Origin of the sequence: Methylobacterium segetis, from assembly GCF_004348265.1 — a bacterium.
Lineage (GTDB): Bacteria > Pseudomonadota > Alphaproteobacteria > Rhizobiales > Beijerinckiaceae > Methylobacterium > Methylobacterium segetis.
This window is the reverse complement of the sequence record NZ_SMNT01000011.1, coordinates 32,979-55,333: the sequence shown is the minus strand read 5'-3', so window position 1 is coordinate 55,333 and position 22,355 is coordinate 32,979. Positions and strand designations below refer to the sequence as shown.

Annotated in this window: 23 protein-coding genes and 4 pseudogenes; 7 read left to right on the top strand and 20 right to left on the bottom strand. The window is 63.9% G+C overall.

Annotation, left to right across the window (positions count from 1 at the left end; all coding sequences use genetic code 11):
- Positions 1–337: 337 nt before the first annotated feature.
- A pseudogene (locus E1J50_RS28485) lies at positions 338–655 on the top strand (L,D-transpeptidase); the annotation flags it as partial.
- Positions 656–893: 238 nt separating this feature from the next.
- On the opposite strand, the gene E1J50_RS04835 reads toward E1J50_RS28485, so the two are convergent.
- The 5 genes and pseudogenes from E1J50_RS04835 to E1J50_RS27975 form a co-directional block, all read right to left on the bottom strand.
- Complete coding sequence (locus E1J50_RS04835; protein WP_132250961.1) at positions 894–1,379, bottom strand: hypothetical protein; 486 nt, start codon at positions 1,377–1,379, stop codon at positions 894–896.
- Positions 1,380–2,546: 1,167 nt separating this feature from the next.
- Positions 2,547–2,621: pseudogene (locus tag E1J50_RS04830) on the bottom strand (integrase core domain-containing protein); the annotation flags it as partial.
- Positions 2,622–2,916: 295 nt separating this feature from the next.
- On the bottom strand, positions 2,917–4,557 hold the full coding sequence (groL, locus tag E1J50_RS04825) for a chaperonin GroEL (protein ID WP_132250959.1): 1,641 nt from the start codon (positions 4,555–4,557) through the stop codon (positions 2,917–2,919).
- A gap of 94 nt (positions 4,558–4,651) precedes the next feature.
- Positions 4,652–4,939, bottom strand: coding sequence for a co-chaperone GroES (groES, locus tag E1J50_RS04820; protein ID WP_132250957.1), 288 nt, complete (start codon positions 4,937–4,939; stop codon positions 4,652–4,654).
- A 242-nt stretch (positions 4,940–5,181) separates the two neighbouring features.
- Positions 5,182–5,853: pseudogene (locus E1J50_RS27975) on the bottom strand (extracellular catalytic domain type 1 short-chain-length polyhydroxyalkanoate depolymerase); the annotation flags it as partial.
- Positions 5,854–5,877: 24 nt separating this feature from the next.
- Here E1J50_RS27975 and E1J50_RS04810 point away from each other — a divergent pair.
- The 3 genes from E1J50_RS04810 (at position 5,878) to E1J50_RS04800 (ending at position 6,945) form a co-directional block, all read left to right on the top strand.
- The gene (locus E1J50_RS04810) at positions 5,878–6,393 is read left to right on the top strand and encodes a Crp/Fnr family transcriptional regulator (RefSeq protein WP_245516436.1); all 516 of its coding nucleotides are present in this window, start codon (positions 5,878–5,880) and stop codon (positions 6,391–6,393) included.
- Complete coding sequence (locus tag E1J50_RS04805) at positions 6,390–6,599, top strand: hypothetical protein (protein WP_132250953.1); 210 nt, start codon at positions 6,390–6,392, stop codon at positions 6,597–6,599. Before E1J50_RS04810 ends, E1J50_RS04805 begins: the two co-directional genes overlap by 4 nt.
- A gap of 163 nt (positions 6,600–6,762) precedes the next feature.
- Complete coding sequence (locus tag E1J50_RS04800; protein WP_132250951.1) at positions 6,763–6,945, top strand: hypothetical protein; 183 nt, start codon at positions 6,763–6,765, stop codon at positions 6,943–6,945.
- Positions 6,946–7,267: 322 nt separating this feature from the next.
- Here the strand turns inward: E1J50_RS04800 and E1J50_RS04795 are convergent, their stop codons facing one another.
- Together E1J50_RS04795 and E1J50_RS04790 are read right to left on the bottom strand one after the other, a co-directional pair.
- Positions 7,268–7,474, bottom strand: a complete 207-nt coding sequence (locus E1J50_RS04795) for a hypothetical protein (protein WP_132250949.1) — start codon at positions 7,472–7,474, stop codon at positions 7,268–7,270.
- Positions 7,467–7,709: a hypothetical protein gene (locus tag E1J50_RS04790; protein ID WP_245516435.1), complete on the bottom strand. Its 243-nt coding sequence runs from the start codon at positions 7,707–7,709 to the stop codon at positions 7,467–7,469. The genes E1J50_RS04795 and E1J50_RS04790 overlap by 8 nt, the downstream gene beginning before the upstream one ends.
- A gap of 117 nt (positions 7,710–7,826) precedes the next feature.
- Between E1J50_RS04790 and E1J50_RS27970 the strand changes: the two genes are divergently transcribed.
- Complete coding sequence (locus E1J50_RS27970) at positions 7,827–8,288, top strand: hypothetical protein (protein WP_245516434.1); 462 nt, start codon at positions 7,827–7,829, stop codon at positions 8,286–8,288.
- 596 nt (positions 8,289–8,884) lie between these two features.
- Here the strand turns inward: E1J50_RS27970 and E1J50_RS28480 are convergent.
- The 4 genes from E1J50_RS28480 to E1J50_RS04750 all read right to left on the bottom strand — a co-directional run bounded on the left by E1J50_RS28480 (position 8,885) and on the right by E1J50_RS04750 (position 10,537).
- A complete protein-coding gene (locus tag E1J50_RS28480; protein ID WP_132250947.1) occupies positions 8,885–9,211 on the bottom strand; it encodes a DUF551 domain-containing protein in 327 nt (108 codons plus the stop codon).
- A gap of 407 nt (positions 9,212–9,618) precedes the next feature.
- Positions 9,619–9,819, bottom strand: a complete 201-nt coding sequence (locus E1J50_RS04760; RefSeq protein ID WP_132250943.1) for a hypothetical protein — start codon at positions 9,817–9,819, stop codon at positions 9,619–9,621.
- Positions 9,820–9,863: 44 nt separating this feature from the next.
- Positions 9,864–10,232 (bottom strand): DUF6481 family protein, encoded by a 369-nt coding sequence (locus tag E1J50_RS04755; protein WP_132250941.1) that lies wholly within the window; start codon positions 10,230–10,232, stop codon positions 9,864–9,866.
- 95 nt (positions 10,233–10,327) lie between these two features.
- On the bottom strand, positions 10,328–10,537 hold the full coding sequence (locus E1J50_RS04750; protein ID WP_132250939.1) for a cold-shock protein: 210 nt from the start codon (positions 10,535–10,537) through the stop codon (positions 10,328–10,330).
- 326 nt (positions 10,538–10,863) lie between these two features.
- Between E1J50_RS04750 and E1J50_RS04745 the strand changes: the two genes are divergently transcribed.
- Positions 10,864–11,241, top strand: a complete 378-nt coding sequence (locus tag E1J50_RS04745; RefSeq protein ID WP_132250937.1) for a multicopper oxidase domain-containing protein — start codon at positions 10,864–10,866, stop codon at positions 11,239–11,241.
- 653 nt (positions 11,242–11,894) lie between these two features.
- Here E1J50_RS04745 and E1J50_RS04740 read toward each other — a convergent pair.
- The 5 genes and pseudogenes from E1J50_RS04740 to E1J50_RS04720 all read right to left on the bottom strand — a co-directional run bounded on the left by E1J50_RS04740 (position 11,895) and on the right by E1J50_RS04720 (position 15,015).
- Positions 11,895–12,857 carry a S1C family serine protease gene (locus E1J50_RS04740; protein ID WP_132250935.1) on the bottom strand — a complete coding sequence of 321 codons (963 nt, stop codon included), beginning with the start codon at positions 12,855–12,857 and terminating at the stop codon, positions 11,895–11,897.
- A 9-nt stretch (positions 12,858–12,866) separates the two neighbouring features.
- Positions 12,867–13,244, bottom strand: coding sequence for a helix-turn-helix domain-containing protein (locus E1J50_RS04735; RefSeq protein ID WP_132250933.1), 378 nt, complete (start codon positions 13,242–13,244; stop codon positions 12,867–12,869).
- Positions 13,241–14,122 carry a S1C family serine protease gene (locus E1J50_RS04730; RefSeq protein ID WP_132250931.1) on the bottom strand — a complete coding sequence of 294 codons (882 nt, stop codon included), beginning with the start codon at positions 14,120–14,122 and terminating at the stop codon, positions 13,241–13,243. Before E1J50_RS04730 ends, E1J50_RS04735 begins: the two co-directional genes overlap by 4 nt.
- Before the next feature lie 318 nt (positions 14,123–14,440).
- Positions 14,441–14,605: pseudogene (locus E1J50_RS04725) on the bottom strand (integrase core domain-containing protein); the annotation flags it as partial.
- 185 nt (positions 14,606–14,790) lie between these two features.
- Positions 14,791–15,015 (bottom strand): cytochrome b, encoded by a 225-nt coding sequence (locus E1J50_RS04720; RefSeq protein WP_245516433.1) that lies wholly within the window; start codon positions 15,013–15,015, stop codon positions 14,791–14,793.
- Between the two features lie 767 nt (positions 15,016–15,782).
- On the opposite strand from E1J50_RS04720, the gene E1J50_RS04715 reads away from it, so the two are divergent.
- The gene (locus E1J50_RS04715; protein WP_132250929.1) at positions 15,783–16,172 is read left to right on the top strand and encodes a DUF485 domain-containing protein; all 390 of its coding nucleotides are present in this window, start codon (positions 15,783–15,785) and stop codon (positions 16,170–16,172) included.
- Positions 16,173–16,448: 276 nt separating this feature from the next.
- On the opposite strand, the gene E1J50_RS04710 is transcribed toward E1J50_RS04715, so the two are convergent.
- The 4 genes from E1J50_RS04710 to E1J50_RS04690 form a co-directional block, all read right to left on the bottom strand.
- Complete coding sequence (locus tag E1J50_RS04710; RefSeq protein WP_132250927.1) at positions 16,449–17,120, bottom strand: 3'-5' exonuclease; 672 nt, start codon at positions 17,118–17,120, stop codon at positions 16,449–16,451.
- Position 17,121: 1 nt separating this feature from the next.
- Positions 17,122–18,936, bottom strand: a complete 1,815-nt coding sequence (locus E1J50_RS04705; RefSeq protein WP_132250925.1) for a DUF294 nucleotidyltransferase-like domain-containing protein — start codon at positions 18,934–18,936, stop codon at positions 17,122–17,124.
- Positions 18,937–19,358: 422 nt separating this feature from the next.
- A complete protein-coding gene (locus tag E1J50_RS04695; RefSeq protein WP_132250921.1) occupies positions 19,359–21,125 on the bottom strand; it encodes a monovalent cation:proton antiporter-2 (CPA2) family protein in 1,767 nt (588 codons plus the stop codon).
- Positions 21,126–21,226: 101 nt separating this feature from the next.
- On the bottom strand, positions 21,227–22,165 hold the full coding sequence (locus E1J50_RS04690; protein ID WP_132250919.1) for a pirin family protein: 939 nt from the start codon (positions 22,163–22,165) through the stop codon (positions 21,227–21,229).
- Positions 22,166–22,355 lie beyond the last annotated feature (190 nt).

Sequence of the window (22,355 nt, the reverse complement as noted above, 5' to 3'; positions counted from 1 at the left end):
AGCCATTGGCTGTGGCCGCTGTATGGCGGGAATGGGCGCGAAGCATCCATCCAGAGATGGCCGCAACCAGCACGCGATGAGATGTGTTCGCTGTCGGTCGGTTCGACCGTGATGGTCTAGACAGTGTAGGACAGGCGGAGCAGGCAGTCCCGAAATAGATGCGCGAGGACGCCATGTTGCAGCGGCTTTTTTCTAAAATCGTGATCGGCATCTTCATTTCCGGCCCTGCGACAGCGCAAACAGCAGTCAAGCTCGGCACACTAGGCGATCAATCTGGCGCTTATTCCTCCATCGGTGTCTATCAGAAGGGATTTGACTACAGACTCTTGATCGAAATGGAAGGCTGGCCGCGTTCTTCCCAGCCTCGGTCGGCGGCCCGAAATCTCCCACGCCAAGCGGCACGCTGCGGGTCGCCCAGACAGTCACCAATCCTGGCTATGCGTACAGCCTGGGGTTTAAGTTCGAAGGGGTGCAGTCACGAGGAAAGTTCAAGATTGGAGCAGGGCCAAACAACCCCGTGGGTCTCGTCTAGGTTGCCCTGAACCGCCGCAGTTGCGGCATACATGGCACTCCGGAGGCGGAAGGGGTGAGCCAAGCCGCCTCGCACGGATGCGCCCGCCTGACGAACTGGGATGCTCTAAGTTTGGTGCCATGATTCGGAGAGGAGTGCCGGTTCACTTCTTAGAATAGCGAGCCCTATTCCTGAAATTACAACCCGTCGCCTGTAGGGATTGCGCCGAGATCGCGGTGGATGAAGCTCTCACGAGGCAAAGCTGGACAACCAGATCCGCGTTTGTTTAGGGTTGATCTTGCCGGCAAGCTTGTGCAAAGACCGGCCGTGATGGAAGAGGCCTCCATTCACATATGCCTCTGTCACGTTCGAGACATTCGAATCAGAAGTCCCGATCAGCTCGTCTGTTGTTCAAGCTACCGCCCTCGTAGAGGATGCGGGGCTGGCGATCGGCGAAGCTTATGCCAAGGTCGAACTTGGCAGAACCTTGCTTCGCCGTACCGTGACGCGAGTTGCTGACTTCAAAGTCGATGGTCGAGCGAGCTGCACACTTCTGGGCAGGCACGTTGCAGGTGATCTGCATCGTGCCTGGCCGATGAACGTACCGCCGCGAGGGCCATTGCTGAATCGCTCTGCGCTTCTCAGCCATGAGCTGCTCCTGGCTGTAGCGCTGCCCGTAGAAGGTGACGGTCGGGCCGTACATGTACGGCACCCCAGCAACAGGGCTGACGTTGCTCGACGACCAGATCTGAAGATACCGCTCGGCGATGAACGCGGTGCGCCGCTTCATTTCCGTGAGCCCAACCGCCTGAGCCGAAGTTGCAGCTGTCACGAGCGCGCCCGGAAGCAGAAGGAAGGGCAGTTTCATTCAACACGCTCCTCACTTACATTATCAAGCAACCAGGCGAGCGCAGATCTGCCTCCAGCTCACCCGGGCGGTCTAAATCTCTAGTCGTGCCCTCAGGGCTCCATGAGCCATCGCATCACTCCACCGGCATCTGCCGATGTGATCCGCCGGCTCGGCTCTCGCACTACTCGTTCCGGGACTCGGCGGCGCAAACCAGTACTGGACTTAAATGCCTCGTCATCAAGCGGTGCTTCTGCATGAAGAGAAACCGGCGGGCTTACGATGCGACGGGCCTGCTTGGAAGCTGCCATGCTCTCGCGTCTGCTCTCGGATGCGGCGACACCATGTATGCTCGACGCAGCTCGGCTGAAACGCTGCTCAACTGTGTCCGGCACCTGCGATCGAGCGACCCTGTCTCGTGCCTCGTTCGCTCGCGATCGTTCGGGCACACCCCTGAACTCCGTCTTTCTTACCTGCCCCAGCACCGCCGGGTCTGCCCGCTTCCGATCGGCCTTCAGCATCTCAGCCTGAATCTGGGGAGCCCGCGCTCCATCCGTCTTCGCCGGCTCGGATCGAGTCGCGACTGCTCCATCTCGGCCAGATCTGACCGCCTGCCGAGCTATGTCCGCCTTTCCTCCGTCGAGACGATCCGGGCGTGCCTGATCGTCGTTCGATGCTGCGGCTTCAGCCTTCGTGGAATGGTCAGCTGGTCGCTGTTTCTGCGCTCCGTCCACGTGAAAGGTGAGCGGTGAACGCGGTTCCTGACGGCTTGGCGACGATGCGCCTTCTGTCTTCACCGGATCGGCCCAGGGCTGATCGGCAGGTGACGACGAGGCAACTCTCGACACTGGCTGCACCGGTGGTGCGCTAGGAGCATCGCCGGTGTTCACGGCGACGAAGGCGACGGTCGCTATAACACCGCCAGCGAACGCAGCCCCCGCGGCAAAGAGAGTCGTAGCAGGGGAGCCCATCTGCGCTCTTTCACGACGTTCGGGAGTAGATTTCAGGAAACCTTGGGCCGCAGCATCGGTTCCGTAGATCTCCGCCCGCAGGGGCTTCGCTCCAGCGGCAAGCTGCTGCCTTCGGGCCGGTTGCCAGCCTGTGAGAAAGCTGGAGGACTCCATGAAAGCCCTCTGCGTCGAATCCGTGCCTCTGGGCAGAGGTCGAGATCCGGGAGGAATGACCCGGAGGGGGTCGATAGCCCAAGGACGAGTGCGGCCTCACGCGGTTGTAGGGGTTCTGCCAGAGGCCAACTACAGCCTGCGGGCACGCCCGAGCAGTGCCTGCGCGGCGAAGTTGATCGGACGGATCATCCTGGCGGATCTGGGCGGCTCATGGGAATGATCCCACCGTGCCGGCCGAATCAGAACGGCTCGGTGGGATTGCAGCTTCGTCAGCCTTGTGGAGATCGGCGAGCGCGGCTTGTCGGTCTGGCTCGTTGCGCCTGTCGACTCCAATGGAGCGGACGGCCACTGGGAGGAAACCGGCCTGGGTCGATGTCGGAAGTAGACAGGCCGCCTCGCGGCGGCCGGTCTGGTTGCTTTGATGCTGGTCGGTTTCAGAAGTCCATGCCACCCATGCCGCCGCCCGGCATCGCGGGCGCCGCGCTCTCCTTCTTCGGGGCGTCCGCGACCATCGCCTCGGTGGTGACGAGGAGGCCGGCGACCGAGGCCGCCCCCTGCAGCGCCGTGCGCACGACCTTGGCCGGGTCGACGATGCCCGCCTGCAGCATGTCCACGTACTCTTCGGTCTGGGCGTTGAAGCCGTAGGTCTCGGAGCCCGTGTTGTCGGTGATCTTGCCGACGACGATCGAGCCCTCGACGCCCGCGTTCTGGGCGATCTGGCGCAGCGGGGCCTCAAGTGCCTTCAGGACGATCTTGATGCCGGCCGAGACGTCCGCGTTGTCGCTCTTGAGGACGGCGACCGCCTTCTTGGCGCGCAACAGCGCAGTGCCGCCGCCCGGCACGATTCCTTCCTCGACCGCCGCGCGGGTGGCATGCAGGGCATCCTCCACCCGGTCCTTCTTCTCCTTGACCTCGACCTCGGTCGAGCCGCCAACGCGAATGATCGCAACACCACCGGCAAGCTTGGCCAGGCGCTCCTGCAGCTTCTCGCGGTCGTAGTCCGAGGTGGTCTCCTCGATCTGCGCCTTGATCTGCCCGACGCGGGCCTCGATGTCGGCCTTCTCGCCGGCGCCGTCGATGATCGTGGTGTTCTCCTTCTCGATGCGCACGCGCTTGGCCCGGCCGAGCATGTCGAGCGTGACGTTCTCGAGCTTGATGCCGAGGTCTTCCGAGATGGTCTGTCCCTTGGTCAGGACCGCGATGTCCTCGAGCATGGCCTTGCGGCGGTCACCGAAGCCCGGAGCCTTGACGGCCGCGACCTTGAGGCCGCCGCGCAGCTTGTTCACGACGAGGGTGGCGAGCGCCTCGCCCTCAATGTCCTCGGCGATGATGAGGAGCGGCTTGCCCGTCTGAACCACGGCCTCGAGGATGGGGAGGAGTGCTTGGAGTGAGGAGAGCTTCTTCTCGTGGATCAGGATGTAGGGGTCGTCCAGATCCGCGATCATCTTCTCCGCGTTCGTGATGAAGTACGGGGAGAGATAGCCGCGGTCGAACTGCATGCCCTCGACGACGTCGAGCTCGGTCTCGGCGGTCTTGGCTTCTTCCGCCGTGATGACGCCCTCGTTGCCCACCTTCTGCATGGCGTGGGCGATCATCTCGCCGATCTCGGTGTCACCATTGGCAGAGATGGTACCGACCTGGGCGATCTCTTCCGACGAGGCGACCTTCTTGGCGCGGCTCGTGATGTCCTTCACGGCCGCCTGGGTGGCGAGGTCGATGCCGCGCTTCAGGTCCATCGGGTTCATGCCGGCGGCGACGTATTTGGCGCCCTCGCGGACGATCGAAGCAGCCAGAACGGTGGCTGTAGTTGTGCCGTCACCGGCCAGATCACTCGATTTCGAGGCCACCTCGCGCACCATCTGGGCGCCCATGTTCTCGAACTTGTCGGCGAGCTCGATCTCCTTGGCGACGGTGACGCCGTCCTTGGTGATCCGGGGGGCGCCGAAGCTCTTCTCGATCACGACGTTGCGGCCCTTGGGGCCGAGCGTCACCTTCACGGCATTGGCGAGAAGCTCGACACCATGCAGCATCTTTTCGCGAGCGTCCGACGAAAAACGTACGTCCTTGGCAGCCATAGGGTAGATCCTCTTTGTTGGGTTTCAGCCCCAAGGCGCCCCGGATGGGCGGCTTCAAAGGGCGAAATTCGCGAAGCTGTGGAAAGTCCGCGCCTCAGGCGACGACGCCCATGATGTCGGATTCCTTCATGATCAGGAGGTCCTGACCGTCGATCTTGACCTCGGTGCCGGACCACTTGCCGAAGAGCACCCGGTCGCCCGCCTTCACGTCGAGCGCGTTGACGCGACCCTGCTCATCGCGGGCGCCAGGGCCAACAGCAATGATCTCGCCCTCCTGCGGCTTCTCCTTGGCGGTATCCGGGATGATGATGCCGCCCTTGGTCTTCTCTTCGCCCTCGATGCGGCGGACGACGACGCGGTCGTGCAACGGACGGAACTTCATGGGGCCTCCGAATTCCTGCCTGAACGGCGAGCAGCTTGTCAGCGCTGCCGTGAGAGAGGGGCAAACTCCCCTCCTGCGGAAAACTTAGCACTCGTCGCGGACGAGTGCTAACGATTGTGAGCCGATTTCGCCTGCCGAGTCTAAGCTGACCTTTTTCGACGTCCGCTCAGCACGCCTGTGATGTGCTCCAAGCAGGACGCGAGATCTGCTTTCCTGCTGATCTCACGTGCGCCCTGCGGACTTTAATGCCGTGCCCGGGCAGGCGTGCTCGCGTGAGCCAGGAAGAAGCGCATCATCTCCCGGCTCGCGTCGAGGCCGCGCGGGTCGGTGTAAGTCCCGCTCGCACTGCCCCCTGACCAGGCATGCCCGGCACCATCTAGGATCCACTGCTCCAATAGCACCAGCTCGCCGCCCTCGCGCTGAACCATGCAGGTGTAGTTCATCCCGCCCTCGGACGTGTCCCGAGTGACCGTTGTATCCACCGTCCCACCGGAGGCTGCTTGCACGATGACCTGGTCACCGTTGACCGGGTTGACCGTGCGGTCAGCGTCGCCGTGAAAGAGAATGGTCGGGACCGTGCGTCGCGTGCCTCTCGGCTGGCCCGTGCCTCACCCGTTCATGACCGCAAAGGCGGTAGGCATATCCTTGGCCGCGCCGGCCGGAAGCTCCGAGTGCACGCCGACCGCCGCGAACAGATCGGGGTAGGTCGCCGCCAAGATCGCCGCTGCCGCGCCGCCAGCTGAAAGCCCCGCGGCATAGACCCGCGTCGGATCGGCTGAGAACTCGCGGATGACCTCACAGGCGATGCCCGCGATCAGAGAGGGCTCGCCGGTATCGCGCTGCTGATCGGACGCGTTGAACCAGTTCCAGCACTTCTGCACGTTGGCCGACTGCGGTTGGCCTGGGTGCGCGAGAGGAACAATCGGATCCGAGGCGCCGTGCAAGATCAGGGTTGGCGGCAGCCGGGCCTGACGTGCAGCCAAGCCCTCCGCCAGGGGATTAAAGTAGTCCACGACCGCTTTGATCCGGGCGTAAGACGCCGCATCCCGCACGAGAGCCTGTGCGAACTGATCGCGCGTTTCCCCGGTGTCGTCACCGCTTTCTGGCGCGACACGCTGGTCGATGCGGCGATCTTCCGCGAGTGGATGGTCGGCATAGGCCGGAAGTCAGCCTCCGGGCGGATCGCGCACCTCTTCTGCGAGATGTACCTCGAGCTTCAAGCCGTGGGACTGGCTGGGAGCTATCGCTGTCCCTTGCCGATCACGCAGATCGATCTCGGCGACGCGCTGGGGCTGTCGAACGTGCACGTCAACCGTGAGCTGAAGGACATGCGCGGTCAGGGCCTGATCACGCTGCGCAGCAACACGCTCGTGATCGAGGCTTGGGACGAACTAACTCGCGCTGGGGAGTTTGATGCCACGTACCTGCATCTGGAGAAGCGGGCCGCGGCATGAACCTTCGGCTCCAGCCAGTGCAGGTTGCAACGGACAGCGACGACACTGAGAGCCCGCTCGTCTTCGCGGACCGCTACCTCGTCGCGGTTCTCGTGCACCTCTCGGACGAGCATGGGGCCGAGGCTGGCATGTGGCTTCTGGAAGTCGGTTTCGGCCCTGTGAACGATCCAGACCCACCCAAGTTCGCGGATCTCGATGAGGCATAGGACTGGATCAGACGCAAGCTGGCCGCCTTCCCAGCGCAAGGCGTGGCAGGCGACGCCCCAAAACGCCCGGTCGGCGAACTGCATCACTCTACGGGGCCGGTTGGCATCAACCTGACACCATTTGGCGCGGAGAAGCGTTTCCCCTTCTCAACATGGAGGCGACATGACCGCGCGCGTTTATCCCGACGTGAACACCACCGCAGCCAGCAACCAGCCGGCCAACGAGCCGATCCACCGCCAGGGCCAGGATGTGGATACGGTCGATCAGCTCAGCAGCGTCGTCCTGCTCGGCCTTGCGGTCGTGGGCGCTGTCGCGGCCGACCTGTTGCTCGCGCTGGTCCTCTGAGAGGAACGAGGCTGTTCGGGCGGCTCTCAAAGCGGCCAACCGCGCAAGCTACTGCTGGGCACCCCAACGTGACCGAAGGTTTGCAATCAGAGGGAAGCAGCATCATGCGTTCGTTTGCAATCGGCATTGTTACTGCAACTTGTCTTTTTCTCTCGCCACTCTCCGCACTCGCTGAAAGCTCATCCAGGGATGATGACAGAGGCGGATCATACGATCGGAGCTATAACAAGAAAGATGACGGCAGATATCGCCGCGATGAAGATCGAGATTACGGTTACAGGCGAGATTATTCAGACGGCGCTCCGCGGCGTGGCTCGTCATTTCACATGAAGATCGGGGACGCGAAGATCCATGTCCGGTGCGGTCCCCGGGAAACGTTAAAGGACTGCATCGACGCCGCCATCACGCTGCTCGATAAAGCCCGTTCGCTGCCAGTTACAGGCGGCGCAAGTTCTGGATCAGGAAGTTCATCATCGAGGCCGTAAACGCGCTCACGCGGCCGCCCGCCCTGCAGCACGGCGCTACTCATCACTTTCCTGCTCGACATCAGCGAGCTGGGCCCGCAACGCCTTGATCTCGGCCTGCAGATCCCCAGCATCGACCGCCATCTCGATGCACTGCTCCTGCGCCTCGGCAAGCTGGAGGCGCAGCTCGCTCTTCTCGGAATTTTCGAGAGGGGGAGGTTGAAAGGCACGTGAAGACATGAAGCCCGAGCTATTTTTCGAGCGGAGAGCCGAGTAACCGGCTTTTGGCTCGTTCGGCAATGCCGACGATCCGATTCTACGACCTGTAGCGTTTGTCTCGTCTGAGTTTGGCCGAAGGGGTTCAGCATGCCTGGTGCGCCTATCGTTCCTGTTCCCAGCGAGACGCCTGACCTTCCGTTGGAGTGGATAGAAGCTGCAGAGCTTGCCGCTCACAACCTCGGCCTGGGCAAGAGCCTCGCTGCCCTAAGCCCAGAGCACTGGCAGCTTGTGCTAGCCAGCGTTACGGATCGGGTGCGGCTGCGCGGTGAGTTGCTGCCGGTTGGCTGGCGGCGCACGCTCGCGCGGCAGGTTGGTCGCGAAACGGAAGCTCGGGCAGCGGCGCATATCGTGGCTCTGCGAGCGAAGCGGGAGGAGATCGCCGCTCACGTCGCGCAGGAACTCGGGCTCGGGGATCTCGGTGAGCTCAGCCGTGAGGATCGCGCAGCGGTTGATCGACAGACCAACGAGACGATCGAGGCGTGCACGGCCGACAGCCCGGAGCCGGCTGACTGCTCAGACGCCGACAGAACCATGCGGCGGCTACTCGCCGAACACCGCGCTTTGCAGGAACAGCGGGCCAACGAAGACAACGCGCGTTAGGCGGGGAAGGGCGAGCTGTTCGCCCCTGAGAACGATGTCTGAAGCATTGTCCCTGATCGAGGCGAGCGCCGCTGAGCTGCCTGCTGAAACGGTGGCCCACGTCCAGGCGTACCAGCGCGTGAGCAAGGCTGAGGCGACCGTGCGAGCTTATGAGTCAGACGCCGCGACGTTCGAGGCAGCGGCCTTCCTCGTTCAGGAGGGGGAGCAGGGGAGGGCAGCCTCGACCATCGGGCGTCGCCTCGCCGCGATCCGGTACGCGCATAGCGGGTTCCTGTGGCCGGTCCGACTCCTCTGTGGCCCAGCCTTAAGCGCTGCGCACAATATCGTTGCGTCGCGCTGAAGGCCGGTCGGATCTGTGTTATAGCGCCAGCATGCAAAAACCTCTCGCGCACCCGTTCACGATAACCGTCGCGGCGGACAAGCCTCTCCGCAGCACCTTCTCGTGGACCGTCCGGCAGCGGGGGGGGATGGGGAGAAAGCAGTCGCTCATTGCCTACGCCACCTTCGAGGAGGCTCGCTTAGCCGGTAAGACTGCGCTCGATGAGATGGTTGCAGCCTGGAAGCGGGAAACAGTCCACTTCACAGCCGCCTGAACGCTACTGCCCCCGACGAAGGTGACGGGGCTTCGCGTAGGGCCTCGATCTCTCCGGCACGGTGAGCGCCTCCTCACTGATCTGCGTCGGCGCATCATCTGAGAAGGGAGGTGCCGGGAGCGGCATCCAATGGGTCGGGTCCTTGTACCGCGTCAGCATGTACCCACTGTCTGCCAGAGAGACGATCCATTCCTCGCTCCTGCGACAGGCCACAACGACGGGTGGACAGGCGATCCCGAAGGCGTATTCGGCCCAATCCACTGTGCCGCCACTGAGCAGGATCCACGTATCATCACGCGGGGCCGTCTCGATTGACTGCCATTCCGACATGCCCTGTCTCCCGGCCCGTGGACCGCATCACCGGCGGCTGAATGGGATCATGGCAGGCAGAGCGCCCTCAAGATACCTGCTGCGGCTGCGCAGCAAGCATCATGTCGGAGCCTAGAGTGATGGTTCCGCAGGCGCGTCCTAGAAGGATGCGCTCTCGATAAGCGTCTCAATCAGGCGGAGAAGCTCCTGCTGCTCTGGACCACCACCTGCGACGAGGAAGGAGCCAAGCTCAATCTCGGTCGGTAGACCACCGGGCGGCTGGTTTGGCACGTGCAAGACCACGGGGCGTACTGTCGTGGCACTCCGGGCCAGGAACCAGCGATGCCCGTTGGGGCTGGCGTACAGTTCTCTCCTGTCGGACGTCATCGGGGGATCCTCCGTGACATTCCTAGCTGGGATGTCCCCGTTTAGGAGACGAGGGTAAGTTCGCCTTCCAGCACAGCGCGCTCGCCCAAAGCCGATCTTACTCGGTACGCTGGCTCGCCCGAGCGCTCCTCTGGCATGAGCCGAACGATCTCGTAGATGCTGCTAACAGCACTGCCGCGATCAGCTGATCCGTGCCGCTGGGCCTGCCGCACCTGCTGGCCGATCTTGAACTTGTGTGACATCTGCAATTCTCCTGGACCTTACAACTTCGCAGTCCGTGGTCACCTCACCGCCGCGCTCTGGCCTTGCGGGCAACAAAGCGCGCATCACGGGCCGCCTTCTGCTCAGCGACCAGCGAGGCTTGTCGCTCCACCTTCTCGGCAGCCTGACGGGCAGCTTCTGCCGCCTCGCACTCCCGCGCAGCAAGCGCCTCAGTCTCGCGCTGAGCCTCGGCAGCAAGACGAGCCATCTCCCGCTCGTTGACCCGAACCTCACGCGCCTGGACGACAGTTCGGCGCGCAGCCTGCCTGGCGAGGACAATGGAGTCATCGGCTGAAGGGCGTGCCCGGAACCGAGCTAGCGTGGCCTGCCGCGCCTTCGCAGCGGCCTCAAGCCGATCGACGATCGGATTGGTTTTGAATTGACCCACGCACATTCCTTATGCGCACCGCGGCTGAGCGCGAGTACTGAGAGAATAGAAAAGCCGCTCCGGACGGAGCGGCTTCCATGATGGTCAACGGGGAGGAGACCTCACGCAGCCTGCAGGCTTCCGGCTGATTGCTTGCCCGAGCGGCGGTCCGTTTCCATCTCGTAAGAAACCTTCTGGCCTTCGTCGAGGGTCTGCATGCCGGCGCGCTCGACGGCCGAGATGTGGACGAACACGTCCTTGCTGCCGTCCTCAGGCTGGATGAAACCAAAACCCTTGGTTCCGTTGAACCACTTCACGGTGCCGATGCTCATAGGGATTTCCGTATCTTGGCAGACAATAAGATGTGACAAGCGCACGCAAGCACGCGCTCGGTCGCTCGTCGTCGAAATAGAATAGAAATGCAGAACGCGCGCCCGATCGGGCGGCATAGCCGGCTATCTGGCCGAAACTCGATAGCTGCTTTCTACACCATCAGGAGGAGATCTACAACCGAGCCAAGGCGATTTCAGGAAAACGGTAAAAACACTGGCTGATGAACGACACAGAACACGATCATTTTTTGGGATTTCTCACTGATGAGCCCCCAGAGCTGAGAGCCCAACTTGGCTGATCATTTCTTCGAACTTTCCCCGCACCGGTGCGCGTGCACCTCGTCGAATTCCCAGTGATCGGCAAGTCGAAGACCAGCTTCACGGACGCGCTCCACAACGCCGACCCGAGCACCGCCATGCCCGAGGGGCTGCCGGACGACCTCAACGGCGACGGGAAGAGCGCGATCGAGCCTGTCGGCGACGCGCCGGGCTCCGCCGGCATCCAGGTCGGCGATCCTGTTCCGCTCCGGCCAGGGGAGATGGGGGTGCAGGATACCGTGACGGCCCGGCCGGGCGAGATGCTGAGCGGGATCCTGCATTTCGACCTGCCGGACACTTATGTCCGGCACCGCCACATCCTCTCGCACGAGGACAACGAGATGATGCGCGCCTACACGGTGATCGACCCTGGTCTGATAGCCTGACGACGTACGGCCGGCCTGATCTACGAGAACGGCGTGCCAGGAGGGCGCGTAAAGAGACCAGCAACGCGCTGGAGCTGCTGCCCACACTCCCAGGCATGCCTCGGCATCAGGCGAATGGCCAGCTCGCCTCTGCCACGCAGCTTCAGGCCGAGAACCGGCCAGCTTCGATGGTCCATGGTACCGACCCGCCGGGCGATGAGCGGCAGCTGACAGGTCTCGATCTGGGCCCCGTTCAGGGGAGGTGGATTGTTGGGGCTGCAGAGGACGCTGATTACTAAGAGTGCGTGGCCCAAAGCTGCGGCTTTGGCAGGGGTGACATCGATGGGTATGTCTCGTTCGTTGACCCTCACATTCAGCTGAGGCTTACCGGCTTGGCTCATCTCCACCGTGAACGCGACAGCTGGTGCCAAGGTCTTCTCGCTCTTCGGATGCACCTCTCATTCGCTGACAAGACGACCACCTTGGCAGCCTTCGGTTCCTCTGGACGACTGCTCCTCGGTCCCATGATGCTCAAGCAACGAATGGCCGCTTTCGAGGGCCCACACGGATCGGTTGAATGGCAAATTTGGGCGCAAAACGGACCTGAAAATCTTGGCGCAATGTCGCACTCGCCCGAGATAGGCTAGCGGCAGAAGCCAACATCCAAGAAGGATCTAAGGGTTCCGCTCACACGGCCTGACCGCCCGCTCCGCGATACGCCCTTCGCGCAGAACGGACAGAACGACCGAGCGGTCGAGGCAGTCAGCATCGAGCAAGCGGATCAAATCGTCAGCCCCGCCGATGGCATGGCCATCCAGGCCGATGATGACATCACCCGCCCGCAACCCGCCGGCAGAAGCCGGACCACCAGCTTCGACCGCGCCGATCCGCACAGCCCGGGGACCCGCCCCAATCGCGATGGCGATGCCGCGCGGCAGCGGTACGGTCTGAGCCACGATGCCCAGATGCGCTCGGCGCACCCGACCGTGGCGCAGAAACGCACCGAGCGCGAACCGCGCCGTGTTGCTGGAGATGGCGAAGCACAGACCCTGCGCGCCCCCAATCATGGCCGTGTTAACGCCGACCACCTCGCCAGTTGCGGACACGAGCGGACCGCCGGAACTGCCGGGGTTGAGCGCCGCATCCGTCTGGATCACGTCATCGATCAGGCGCCCATTGCGTCCGCGAAGCGAACGGCCGAGCGCTGAGACGACCCCAGCCGTGACGGTGGACTCGAAGCCGAGCGGATTGCCGATCGCGACAACGAGGTGGCCGCGGCGCAATGACTTGGAATCGCCGAGGGAGGCTGCCTTGGTGCCCGGTGGCAGCCCAGCCCGCAGCAGGGCAAGGTCCGTGTCGGGATCGTTCCCGATGACCTCGGCCTCGGCTTCGGCGCCATCTGCGAGAGCAATACGGACCCGCCGGGCCGCTGCTACGACGTGGCTGTTGGTGAGGATCAGCCCATCGCCAGCCAGGATCGTGCCCGAGCCGAAGCTGCCTCGCGGGCCGACGCGGTTCTCGACCCGAACCACGGAGGGGCCGACGCGGTCCGCGGCCTCCGCAACGGCGCGCGAGTAGGCATCGAGCGGCAGCTCGCATCGGCGGTCGTCCGCGAGATGGTCCGTCTCCGCACGCATGTTCCGTTCCTAAAGGTGGATGACGCCGAGCCGGGCCGCATGCGCGACCGCTTCGGTCCGCCCGTCTGCGTCGAGCTTGTCGAGCAGAGCGCCGACGTGAAACTTGGCTGTGTGCACCGAGATGCCGAGCTGACGGGCGATGCCCTTGTTCGAGGCGCCCTCGGCTAGGAGGGCCAACACCTCCAACTCGCGCGGCGTGAGTTCCGCATCCGGGTGTGGTCCGGCCTCTGGCTCGGCTGGGACCACGGAGACGTCGGCCTGTTCTCCGGGGCTCGCAAGGCGCAGCCCGGGCAGATCCGCCAGCAGGGCAGCGAGGCGGTCAGCCAGCGCTGGATCCGGCACGGCGAGCGCGACAACGATTTGTCCTGGATGATCCTTTCCGGTCACGGTGTCGGTCGCTCCGCGACCGTGAGCTGGACCTGTAGATCAGCGCCGGCACGCCGCAGCGACAGCGCGACCGTTCTGCCGATGCTGTCGGGGCCGAGATCTTGCTGCACAGCTCTGAGGCTCTCGACCGACTTCCCGTTCCAGCCCGTGATGACGTCGCCTTGCAGCAGGCCGGCCGCCGCGCCTGGACCGTCCGCTGCGACGCTCATGATCATCACGCCGGCCCCACCATCGGGCAATCGAATCGGCTGCAGGCCCAGACCGAGATAGCCGCGTACGATCCGCCCATCGATCCTTAGCTTGGCCGCGACACGCTCGATCGTGCCGGTCGGTATGACGAGCACGCGTCGACGCGGTCCGAAGACCACCATGCCAAAGGCATGGCCGTGTGCGTCAACGACGAGGCCGCCTTCGGCTTCGCGTCGCAGCGTCAGGCCGAGCTCGATCCGCGCATCGATGCTGCCGCCGCGAAGCGAGCGCCAAGCTGGTCCAGCCAGTGCGACCGTGCCAAGCGCGGGCAGCGGCTGGCTCTGGACACTTCCAACAGCAACCACCAGGCCGCCGGCCGCGACCGCGGGCGCCGACAGCGTCACCGGCCGAAGGTCGGCCTCGACGCGCAGAAGCGCGACGTCCGTGGAGGGATCGCGCCCGACGATCGTTGCAGCTGCGGTCGAGCCCCCCGGCAGGTCGACGCTGATCTCGCCATCGTCGGCCAGCGCTTCCTCTGCAGTGATGATCAGATCAGCCTGCCACGCGAAGCCGCTCGCCCGAGAGCGGGACGAACGGACCGCGACGAGGCTCGGTGCCACACGGCCGACGAGATCCGAGAGTTCGGCTGAGAGGCTGACGAGAAGGGAGGGCGTAGCAGCAGCGGACATGGAGACCTCCTGGTTGAGGCTCAATGTGCGACCGGCCGAGGTTCCCTTCTACTGACCAGATGGGCAGGTCAGCTCGTGGCACCGTCCGGACTTTGAACGCCGAAGCATCTGAGCAACTCGAGGTTTTGGGCCGGACCAGCCGGCTGTGGCGGCAAGCGGAACGTCTGCCTTTAGGCCGACTGGCGGGTCAACTTCGGCAACTTTTGGCCGGAAGCGGAACGGCGGCTTTCGGGCGGAAGGTATGGAAAAGCGGACGTGACCTGACCCGCATTTTGGACCGGGCCACTTGCGAGGCTACTGCATGGTCGTGGCCATGGGTTAGCGGAAGGCGAGATCCGGGAAGCTGACAGGCGCGGGCGGCCAATACGTCAAGAACAAGTGCGGCCGGACGCGGTTGTAGGTGGTTTGCCAGAGGCTGATCACGGTCTGCGCCTGCCTCAGCGAGGAGAAGATCTCCTGGCGCAGGCACTCGTCGCGCAGCTCTGCTCGCAGATGCCCGCCTCTCTGCACGCGACGGCGATGCTTTTGCCCTGGGCTGTCTGCACCTCGATCTAGCGCAGCGTCAGCACCACCTGCTCGGCACTCGGCCTCTGTCCTCGCCTCATCTCCAGCTCCTTCGGTCCTGGCTGATCCTCGCAATCAGCCCGGTCCAAAACCAGCCGGTCAGCTCACCTCCCGCGCCGGCATCCCGGCCGGGTGCGGCGCGGCCGGTGGGTCAGCCGCAAGGCGACACTGAGCACCGTCAGCGCCAGCACGGTGATCCCGACGGACTTGTGCCACTGGTACAGCTGGAACTGGCGCAGCGGCGAAAGCCCCGCATGGGTCATGGTCAGACCCATGCCTATCAGGTTGAGCACGCAGAGCGCGCTCGTCTCGTGCAGCAGGATGGCCACGGCGGAATACCGCCGCGAGGATATTCTGGTCGCCGCGACTGTCCTCCTGTAATGCCGGTCAGTCTTGGCGCTCGAAGGCGCCCGCGATGGTCAGGTGCAGCTCGTCGCCGATCAGCGGCACGTTCGGTTCGCGCACGAGCAACCCGAACCAGGCAGGCGGGCATTGAGGCGCCATCTGGCCGAGAGCTGCCCGTCTCCCTTCCACCTCTGGGCCGCAGAAGCGGCCATTGGCCCTCACTGAGGGGAACGTGCTGAAGTGGTCTGCTAATTCTGCTCGAGCGGTGGCAAGACGGAGGATCCAGAGGGCCGGACATCTTGCTGCAGAGCGTCCTGCTAGCGGCCGCGGCGTCGGCGCAAGCCCTTGGTTGAGCGAAGTGTTACTTGGATTGGTGGGAGCGGGCTCGCAGCGATAGGAGCGCTTGGCGTCGCCAGTGATGTACGTGAAGCGGCCACCGGCCATCTTGCAGTCTGCCCCGAACCGTTGAACAGCCCAGTGCTCGCAGGCGCAGAAGCGAACGTCTGTTGCGGCTCTGGCAGCCATCTCGCGGTGACCTGAAGCGGCCGTTCTCTGCGCAAAGGAAATTCCGGCTGCGAGCCTTCCTCAGGCAGCCAGCAACGCGACGGCAGGTCCGAAGAACTCGTCGTGGATGCGGTCCGAGCGGACGGGCTCTGGGGTGTTTCGCAGCCCGTATGGCCGACCCCGAGAAAACCCAGTAGACTGAAGCCATGCGCGCAAAGCGAAATCCCCATTTGTGGAGGATTGCCGCATGAGTGGATTGCTGGACGAAAAAATCGCCAATGGGGCCAGTGCTCCCGAGACGCTCGGTTCAGGGTCACGCACGAGTTCGGAAGGCGCGCGAGCACCAGAAGACCTCACTCGCAATCCCATATTCCAGACCCTCGTCCACGAGCGCACGCGCTTCGGCTGGATCCTGACCGGGCTGATGCTGGTGGTCTATTTCGGCTTCATCGGCCTCATCGCCTTCGACAAGGCGCTGCTCGCCACCAAGGTCGGCGGCGGCACCGCGTCGCTCGGCCTGTTCCTCGGCGTCGGCGTCATCGTCTTCGCCTTCATCCTCACCGGCATCTACGTCGTGCGCGCCAACGGCCGCTACGACGCCCTGACCGCCGAGCTCACGCGGAGCCTCGGCCGATGACCCACTTTGTCGAGGCTCTCCTCGCGCTTGTCACAATCACCGCGCCCATGCAGAGGCACGCATTCGCCCTCCGCGCAGGGATTTAACAGGAGAGTCGCGGCTTCTACCAGCAATATGTCCTCAGATTTACCGGGTTTAAAAAATTACTATCTCGTCGGTGCTTTACTACTCCCAAATCGCCCCATTTAGTTTGGTGGCGGGCCCCTTAGCCACTGGCTTGCAATTCCTCGATTATTTAAGGGTGTATTTCAGCCGTCAAGCTCTGGCTTTTCGCGATTAGGCGCCAATCCCGAGATCGGCGATAGCGCCAGCGCGCATGCGTGGGATCCGAACGCCTCGCTTCAGCATGTCACGCAGTTGTAGATAGATCATTGCAGTCATCAACGCATCGTTGCTCGCGTCATGCTGAGTAATAGCGGGAATACTCAGGTCTTTTAATATTGAATCAAAACTTAGGTCAATCAACAAATGGTCAGGAGCATCTCTGTACTTGCATTTATAATACATCGATGAAACATCAATTCGCTTGTTAGGGAGATGAATTCTCAGAAGGCGCAAGAGATAGCGGTCGATCATCCCCACATCGAAGTCCGTGTAGTAGCCGACGATGGGGCGACTGCCTACGAAATGCAATAATTCTGGCATGATCTCGCGCATTGGGCGCCCGTGCTGCAGGTCGTGGTCAAGGATGCGATGAACCTTGATCGCCTCCGGGGCGGACTTTCGATTGGTTTTCGCCAATGCTTCGAAACGCTCGCTCGTCAAGATTCGATCGCCACGGATGCGGATCGCGGCAATCGTGATGATCTCGTCCTTGCGCAGGTTGAGCCCTGTCGTTTCGCAATCGACGGCTACGACCTCGTCGGGGGGAGCCTCGCCGAACAGGAAGGCGTAGCGGGGATCGGAGATCCGTGCTCGGTCGATCGCGCGCCGCACGCTTCGGAGCATGTCAGGGTCCCGTGAGGCTGTAGCGCACGTGGATCAACTCGCGAAAGCGACGCACGATGCGGAGCGCGTCGCGTAGCATGTCCCGCTCCACGGTCGGCATAGCGCCGACATTGACGGCGGACGTGGCGTCGGTCCGGCCGCGATGCCTCGCATCAATCTGCGCTGAGAGCCTGAGATTCATGAAAATGGTCAGCGCGCTGAGGATCTCTCCGGCGAAGTGGGCATCCAGCGCCCCGCGTGCAACGAGTGCCTCAGCGCGCTGTCTCGTCGACCCGGCCAAGGTATCATGCTCAAGAGACAAAACGCGCACACCGTGGATGATAGGGAAGGTACCGTCGCGCTTCAGGTCAATGTCTTTCCGCCGGAAGCCAATCGTAGCGAATACGGTGCCGAGCACGCCCAGATCGTCTGTCGAGAACAAGTCGATCAACTTGGCGATCTCGGCGAGAAGCCGCGTCTCTCCTCGGACCATTTCAATCAGGCTCGCCTTGGCGCCCGCCAGCACGTGGGTATCGCCCGCTACTGCAACGGCGTCGGCGAAGATCGACAGGTTCATGGCGGCCTCGCTGTCGGCCGCATGGACCCAGGTTCGCAGTTGCGCCAGAAACTTATCGATGGGCTGCGACCAGAGCGGGTTGCGCACCATGATGTTGCCGGGGCAGGGTGGGAAGCCGAAGCTCTCCAGAGCCAGAGTGAAGTCGGCCTGGAATGTCGCGAGATCGGCCTCAGGAACTGGCCGCGCGAGAAGTAGGCCATTGTCTTGGTCTGTGCGCACGCTTTGCTCACCGCGCCCCTCGGACCCCATCAGGAAAAGACAACCAGCTTCACGGATCGCAGGCGGAGCGACGATCTCAAAGAGCTTGCCATGCAGCCGGCTGTTGAGATCGGCTGTGATGTTATTGATGGCTTCAACGCGCACGCCCTGGCGACAAAGGCGTTCGACCTGCTCCTGGATATCGTGGGCTGCACCGGACAGGTCGGCGACCGAGGTCGCTCGCGCGATCCGACCGGGAATCAGCTGGGAGTTGCCGGCGAAAAGCCCGAGAATGTCGAGGTCGCGTAATAGCCCAACATAGCGTCCATCCTCGGTCACCGCGATCCGCCGCTTATTGGACCGCGTCATGATCAGCAAGGCGTCGACGAGGAGCTGGTCGGCGTTGATTGATACCACTTCAAACTGCGCAATCTCTCTTACCGGAGTCTCGGCGGGTAGGCGCCGGATCATACAGGCGCGGGTGAGCTTCAGGCCGGTAACCACTCCGGTCCGTTCGCCATCGTCGACGAACACGGCGTCGGTGTCGGCCTCCAGCATGGCGTGCGCTGCGGCCTCCAAAGTGGCGCAGCCCCTGATGAAAACGGCCTCACTGTGGCGTGCATCGCGGATGCGGGTCCCGAGTACCGAGTCTATGCCTCTGAGGTCGCGCTGTGTCGGTAGCGCGTCGAGTTTGCGCGAGAGTTCAGCGTAGAAGAAGGCGGCGAACCCGTCGTTGCGATGAACGAGGTCGAGAATGTTGCTCCGTGGAAGTAGGAAACACAGCGTCTCCTCCGCGGCGACGAAATCTTCGCCCGCTTCGTTATGCACGACGGCGCGCGCGTCGAAAATGTCGCCTGCGCCGAGGACATCGTGAAGCGCTGCGCCATGCCGAGCTTCGACAGCACCCTTGATGATGACATGCAGGAAATCAGATGCCTGCCCCTGATGCACGATCACGGCACCCGGGCGAAAATAGGCGATGTCAATTCGTTGTTTGAGTATCTCCGCCTCGTCGTGGGTCAGGCGATCAAACGGCGGGCTCAGGGTATCGAGGCTCTGCATCGTCTAAGCCTGTCCCGATCAGTCTCGCGGCCGAGTGAGCGTACCTCGCCTATCGCAAACATTAAATGCTACCTCGGCGGGCGGCCCGTCCGTACGGGTTGAGTACCACCCACAAGGACCTGCGGCCGCCTCGACGAGCTGTGGCTTAAGCTGTCTGGTGGCGAAACGTTGTTGGGACCAGGTGCGTCGGGCGATTGAGGAATACGCCTCGCGCTTTGACGACTCGCGCCGGCGCCGCTCTGCTGGCGCCGCTGCAGCGCACGCTTGCCAAGCGCAAGAAACACCGGAAGCTCATCCTGCAGACCCTGGCCACCTTCCCTCGATCTTGAGGCATCGGACGAGCGATTACTTCAAAACGCCCAGCCGGCGAATGACCGCTATGAGGAAGGCGATCGGTTCGGCCAAATGACCGAGATGAGCGCTTAACCGACCTCGTGCGCCGCGGCCGCCGCGTTGCCACGGATCAGTTCGCGCCCCGCGTAGATGCCGCCGGCTGTCTCCATCGCAAGGCGCTCACCGTCGCGCCGGCGAACCTCGGTCATCACTTCGCTCGCCGCCTCCGGCTCATCCCCAATCGTCAGGAGCGCCTGTTCGCCAAAGGCGAGCGCCGACTCGACCGTCTCGCGGATCTGATAGGTGACGCCCGCTTGGATGAGCTCTACCGCATGCGCCCGGTCCCGCGCACGGGCAAGGACCGGCACGAGCGGGAACTCCGATCTCGCGATTTTAGCGATGCACTTGGCGGTCTCAGGATCGTCGACGCAGATCAGGACTGCGCGTGCCACAGCGGCGCCCGCCGCATGCAGGATGTCGAGCCGGGTGCCGTCTCCGTAATAGACCTTGAAGCCGAACCCCTCCGCGAGGCGGATGTTCTCGGCGTTGGTGTCGATGATCGAGACCGAGCACCCGCGTGAGATCAGCGGCTGACTGACGATCTGCCCGAAGCGGCCAAACCCGATGATCAGCGCGCTGCCGACCAGGTTCTCCGGGACCTCGAGGCCCTCCGTCGAGACGGACGGTCTCGGCCCGAACCGGTCAAGGGCGATCACCATCAGGGGCGTCATGGCCATCGACAGGATGACGGTCGCCGTCAGGATCGCGTTGGTCGTGCCGTCGATGATCCCGGCGCTCGTCGCGGCGGCGTAGAGCACGAAGGCGAACTCGCCGCCCTGAGCCATCAGGGCCGCCCGCTCCATCGCCTCGGGATGCGAGGCCCTCAGGGCTCGGGCCACACCGTAGATGACGAGGCTCTTCGCGACCATGCAGGCGGCGACGCTCGCCAGGATCAGGGCCCAGTTCGCGCCGATCACCGCGAGATCGAGGGACATCCCGACGCCGAGGAAGAACAGGCCGAGCAGGATGCCGCGGAAGGGCTCGACGTCGGCCTCTAGCTGATGGCGGAAGCTCGATTCCGAGAGCAGGACGCCCGCCAGGAAGGCGCCCATGGCCATGGACAGGCCGCCGAGTTGCATGGCGAGCGCAGAGCCGAGCACCACCAGCAGCGCCGCTGCGGTCATCACCTCGCGCGCCTTCGCGGTGGCGAGCAGCCGGAACAGGGGATTGAGCAGCCAGCGGCCGGCCACCACCAGCGCCGCGAGGGATCCGATCGCGATGGCGATGGCGACGGCGCGCTCGCTGCCGCTCGTCTCCGGGCCGCCGGGCGTCAGCACCGCGACGATGGCGAGGAGCGGGACGATGGCGAGATCCTCCAAAAGCAGGATCGCGACAATGCGCTGCCCCTTCGGGGTCGAGAGCGACCCGCGCTCGTCCAGGAGTTGCATGACGATCGCGGTCGAGGTCAGCACGAAGCCGGTGCCGGCCACGAAGGCGACGGTTGCGGAGGAGCCGAGCGCGATGCCCACCAGCGTCAGGGCACCGATGCAGGTACCGACCTGGGCGAGGCCGAGCCCGAAGATCTCGCGCCGCAGTCCCCAGAGCCGGGACGGCTCCATCTCCAGCCCGATGATGAAGAGGAACATCACGACGCCGAGTTCGGCGACATGCAGGATCGCGTGGGGATCCGTGAACAGGCCGAGGCCGAACGGTCCGATCGCGAGCCCGGCCACGAGATAGCCGAGAACCGAACCGAGACCGAGCCGCTTGAACAACGGCACCGCCACGACGCCCGCGGCGAGGAGGGCGACGACTTGGACGAGTTCGCTCGCCGCTCCGGACGCTTCGACGGCCATGTGATGCTGAAACCTCGCTGGAGGGGGACCCTGCCGATCAGGCGCGGGGAGGGGGCTTGGCCGACGGCGCGGTCCGGCCTGCCAACCGTCGCGGATCGCGTTCAGGGATAGCGGACGGACGGCGGGGCTTCGGGCAGGGGTATGAACTCGGCATCACCCGGCACGCTGTCGAAGCGGGCCTGACGCCAATCCTCCTTCGCCTGCTCGATCCGCTCGGGTCGCGAGGAGACGAAATTCCACCAGAGATGGCGCGGCCCGTCCATGGGCTCGCCGCCCAGCACCATGAAGCGCGCGTCCCGCGTCGCGCGCACGCTGATGCGGTCGCCCGGGCGGAAGACCAGCAACTGCCCAGGCCCGAAGCCGTCGCCCGCGATCTCGATCGCGCCGGCGACCGTGTAGATCGCGCGCTCGTCGTAGGTCGGATCGAGGGGCAGGACCGCGCCAACCTTGAGCATCACGTCGGCGTAGACCATCGGGCTCGAGGTGCGCACGGGCGAGCGTGCTCCGAAGGCTTCACCAGCGATCAGGCGCACGGACTTGCCCTCGCCCGTGAGGAGCGGCAGCGCAGAGGCCTCGTAATGCTCGAAGGCCGGGTGGGTCTCCTCGTCCCGCGCGCTGAGGGCGACCCAGCTCTGGATCCCGAACAGCTTCGAGCCGGTCTGCCGGAGATCGGCGCCTGTCCTCTCCGAATGCGTGATGCCACGGCCGGCCGTCATCCAGTTCAACTCGCCCGGGCGAATCGGTAGCTCTGTGCCCAGGCTGTCGCGGTGCATGATCTCGCCGTCGAACAGGTAGGTGACGGTGGACAGGCCGATATGCGGGTGCGGGCGGACATCCATGCCCTGGCCGAGCAGGAACTCGGACGGGCCCATCTGGTCGAAGAACACGAACGGTCCGACCATCCGGCACTCGGTCGAGGGTAGTGCCCGCCGCACGGCGAACGAGCCGAGATCGCGCGAGCGCGGGACGATCAGGGTCCGGATGGCGTCGCAGGAGAAGCGGTCGCCCGGTACCGGGTCATCCGCGCTGTGCCAGCTCATGTCTGTTCCTCCCTGTACTTCGGTCGCGGCCATCGCGAGCGAGCTTCCTGCCTCGCAAGCGACGCACCGAGCGGGAGCACTCTGTCACCACGCAGATGGCGTGAGAATGGAAACAAAAGAAAGACATCGTTTCCGATCCTGAGGATTCCTCGAACTGCCACCCGAATTTGTGAAGAGCAAAGGTCAGTGA

Coding starts and splice junctions, on each gene's coding strand:
- E1J50_RS04835 (WP_132250961.1), bottom strand. CDS start 1,379: ATGAAACTGCCCTTCCTTCTGCTTCCGGGCGCGCTCGTGACAGCTGCA.
- groL (WP_132250959.1), bottom strand. CDS start 4,557: ATGGCTGCCAAGGACGTACGTTTTTCGTCGGACGCTCGCGAAAAGATG.
- groES (WP_132250957.1), bottom strand. CDS start 4,939: ATGAAGTTCCGTCCGTTGCACGACCGCGTCGTCGTCCGCCGCATCGAG.
- E1J50_RS04805 (WP_132250953.1), top strand. CDS start 6,390: ATGAACCTTCGGCTCCAGCCAGTGCAGGTTGCAACGGACAGCGACGAC.
- E1J50_RS04800 (WP_132250951.1), top strand. CDS start 6,763: ATGACCGCGCGCGTTTATCCCGACGTGAACACCACCGCAGCCAGCAAC.
- E1J50_RS04795 (WP_132250949.1), bottom strand. CDS start 7,474: ATGAGTAGCGCCGTGCTGCAGGGCGGGCGGCCGCGTGAGCGCGTTTAC.
- E1J50_RS28480 (WP_132250947.1), bottom strand. CDS start 9,211: ATGTCGGAATGGCAGTCAATCGAGACGGCCCCGCGTGATGATACGTGG.
- E1J50_RS04760 (WP_132250943.1), bottom strand. CDS start 9,819: ATGTCACACAAGTTCAAGATCGGCCAGCAGGTGCGGCAGGCCCAGCGG.
- E1J50_RS04755 (WP_132250941.1), bottom strand. CDS start 10,232: ATGTGCGTGGGTCAATTCAAAACCAATCCGATCGTCGATCGGCTTGAG.
- E1J50_RS04750 (WP_132250939.1), bottom strand. CDS start 10,537: ATGAGCATCGGCACCGTGAAGTGGTTCAACGGAACCAAGGGTTTTGGT.
- E1J50_RS04740 (WP_132250935.1), bottom strand. CDS start 12,857: ATGCGTGCGGAGACGGACCATCTCGCGGACGACCGCCGATGCGAGCTG.
- E1J50_RS04730 (WP_132250931.1), bottom strand. CDS start 14,122: ATGTCCGCTGCTGCTACGCCCTCCCTTCTCGTCAGCCTCTCAGCCGAA.
- E1J50_RS04715 (WP_132250929.1), top strand. CDS start 15,783: ATGAGTGGATTGCTGGACGAAAAAATCGCCAATGGGGCCAGTGCTCCC.
- E1J50_RS04710 (WP_132250927.1), bottom strand. CDS start 17,120: ATGCTCCGAAGCGTGCGGCGCGCGATCGACCGAGCACGGATCTCCGAT.
- E1J50_RS04705 (WP_132250925.1), bottom strand. CDS start 18,936: ATGCAGAGCCTCGATACCCTGAGCCCGCCGTTTGATCGCCTGACCCAC.
- E1J50_RS04695 (WP_132250921.1), bottom strand. CDS start 21,125: ATGGCCGTCGAAGCGTCCGGAGCGGCGAGCGAACTCGTCCAAGTCGTC.
- E1J50_RS04690 (WP_132250919.1), bottom strand. CDS start 22,165: ATGAGCTGGCACAGCGCGGATGACCCGGTACCGGGCGACCGCTTCTCC.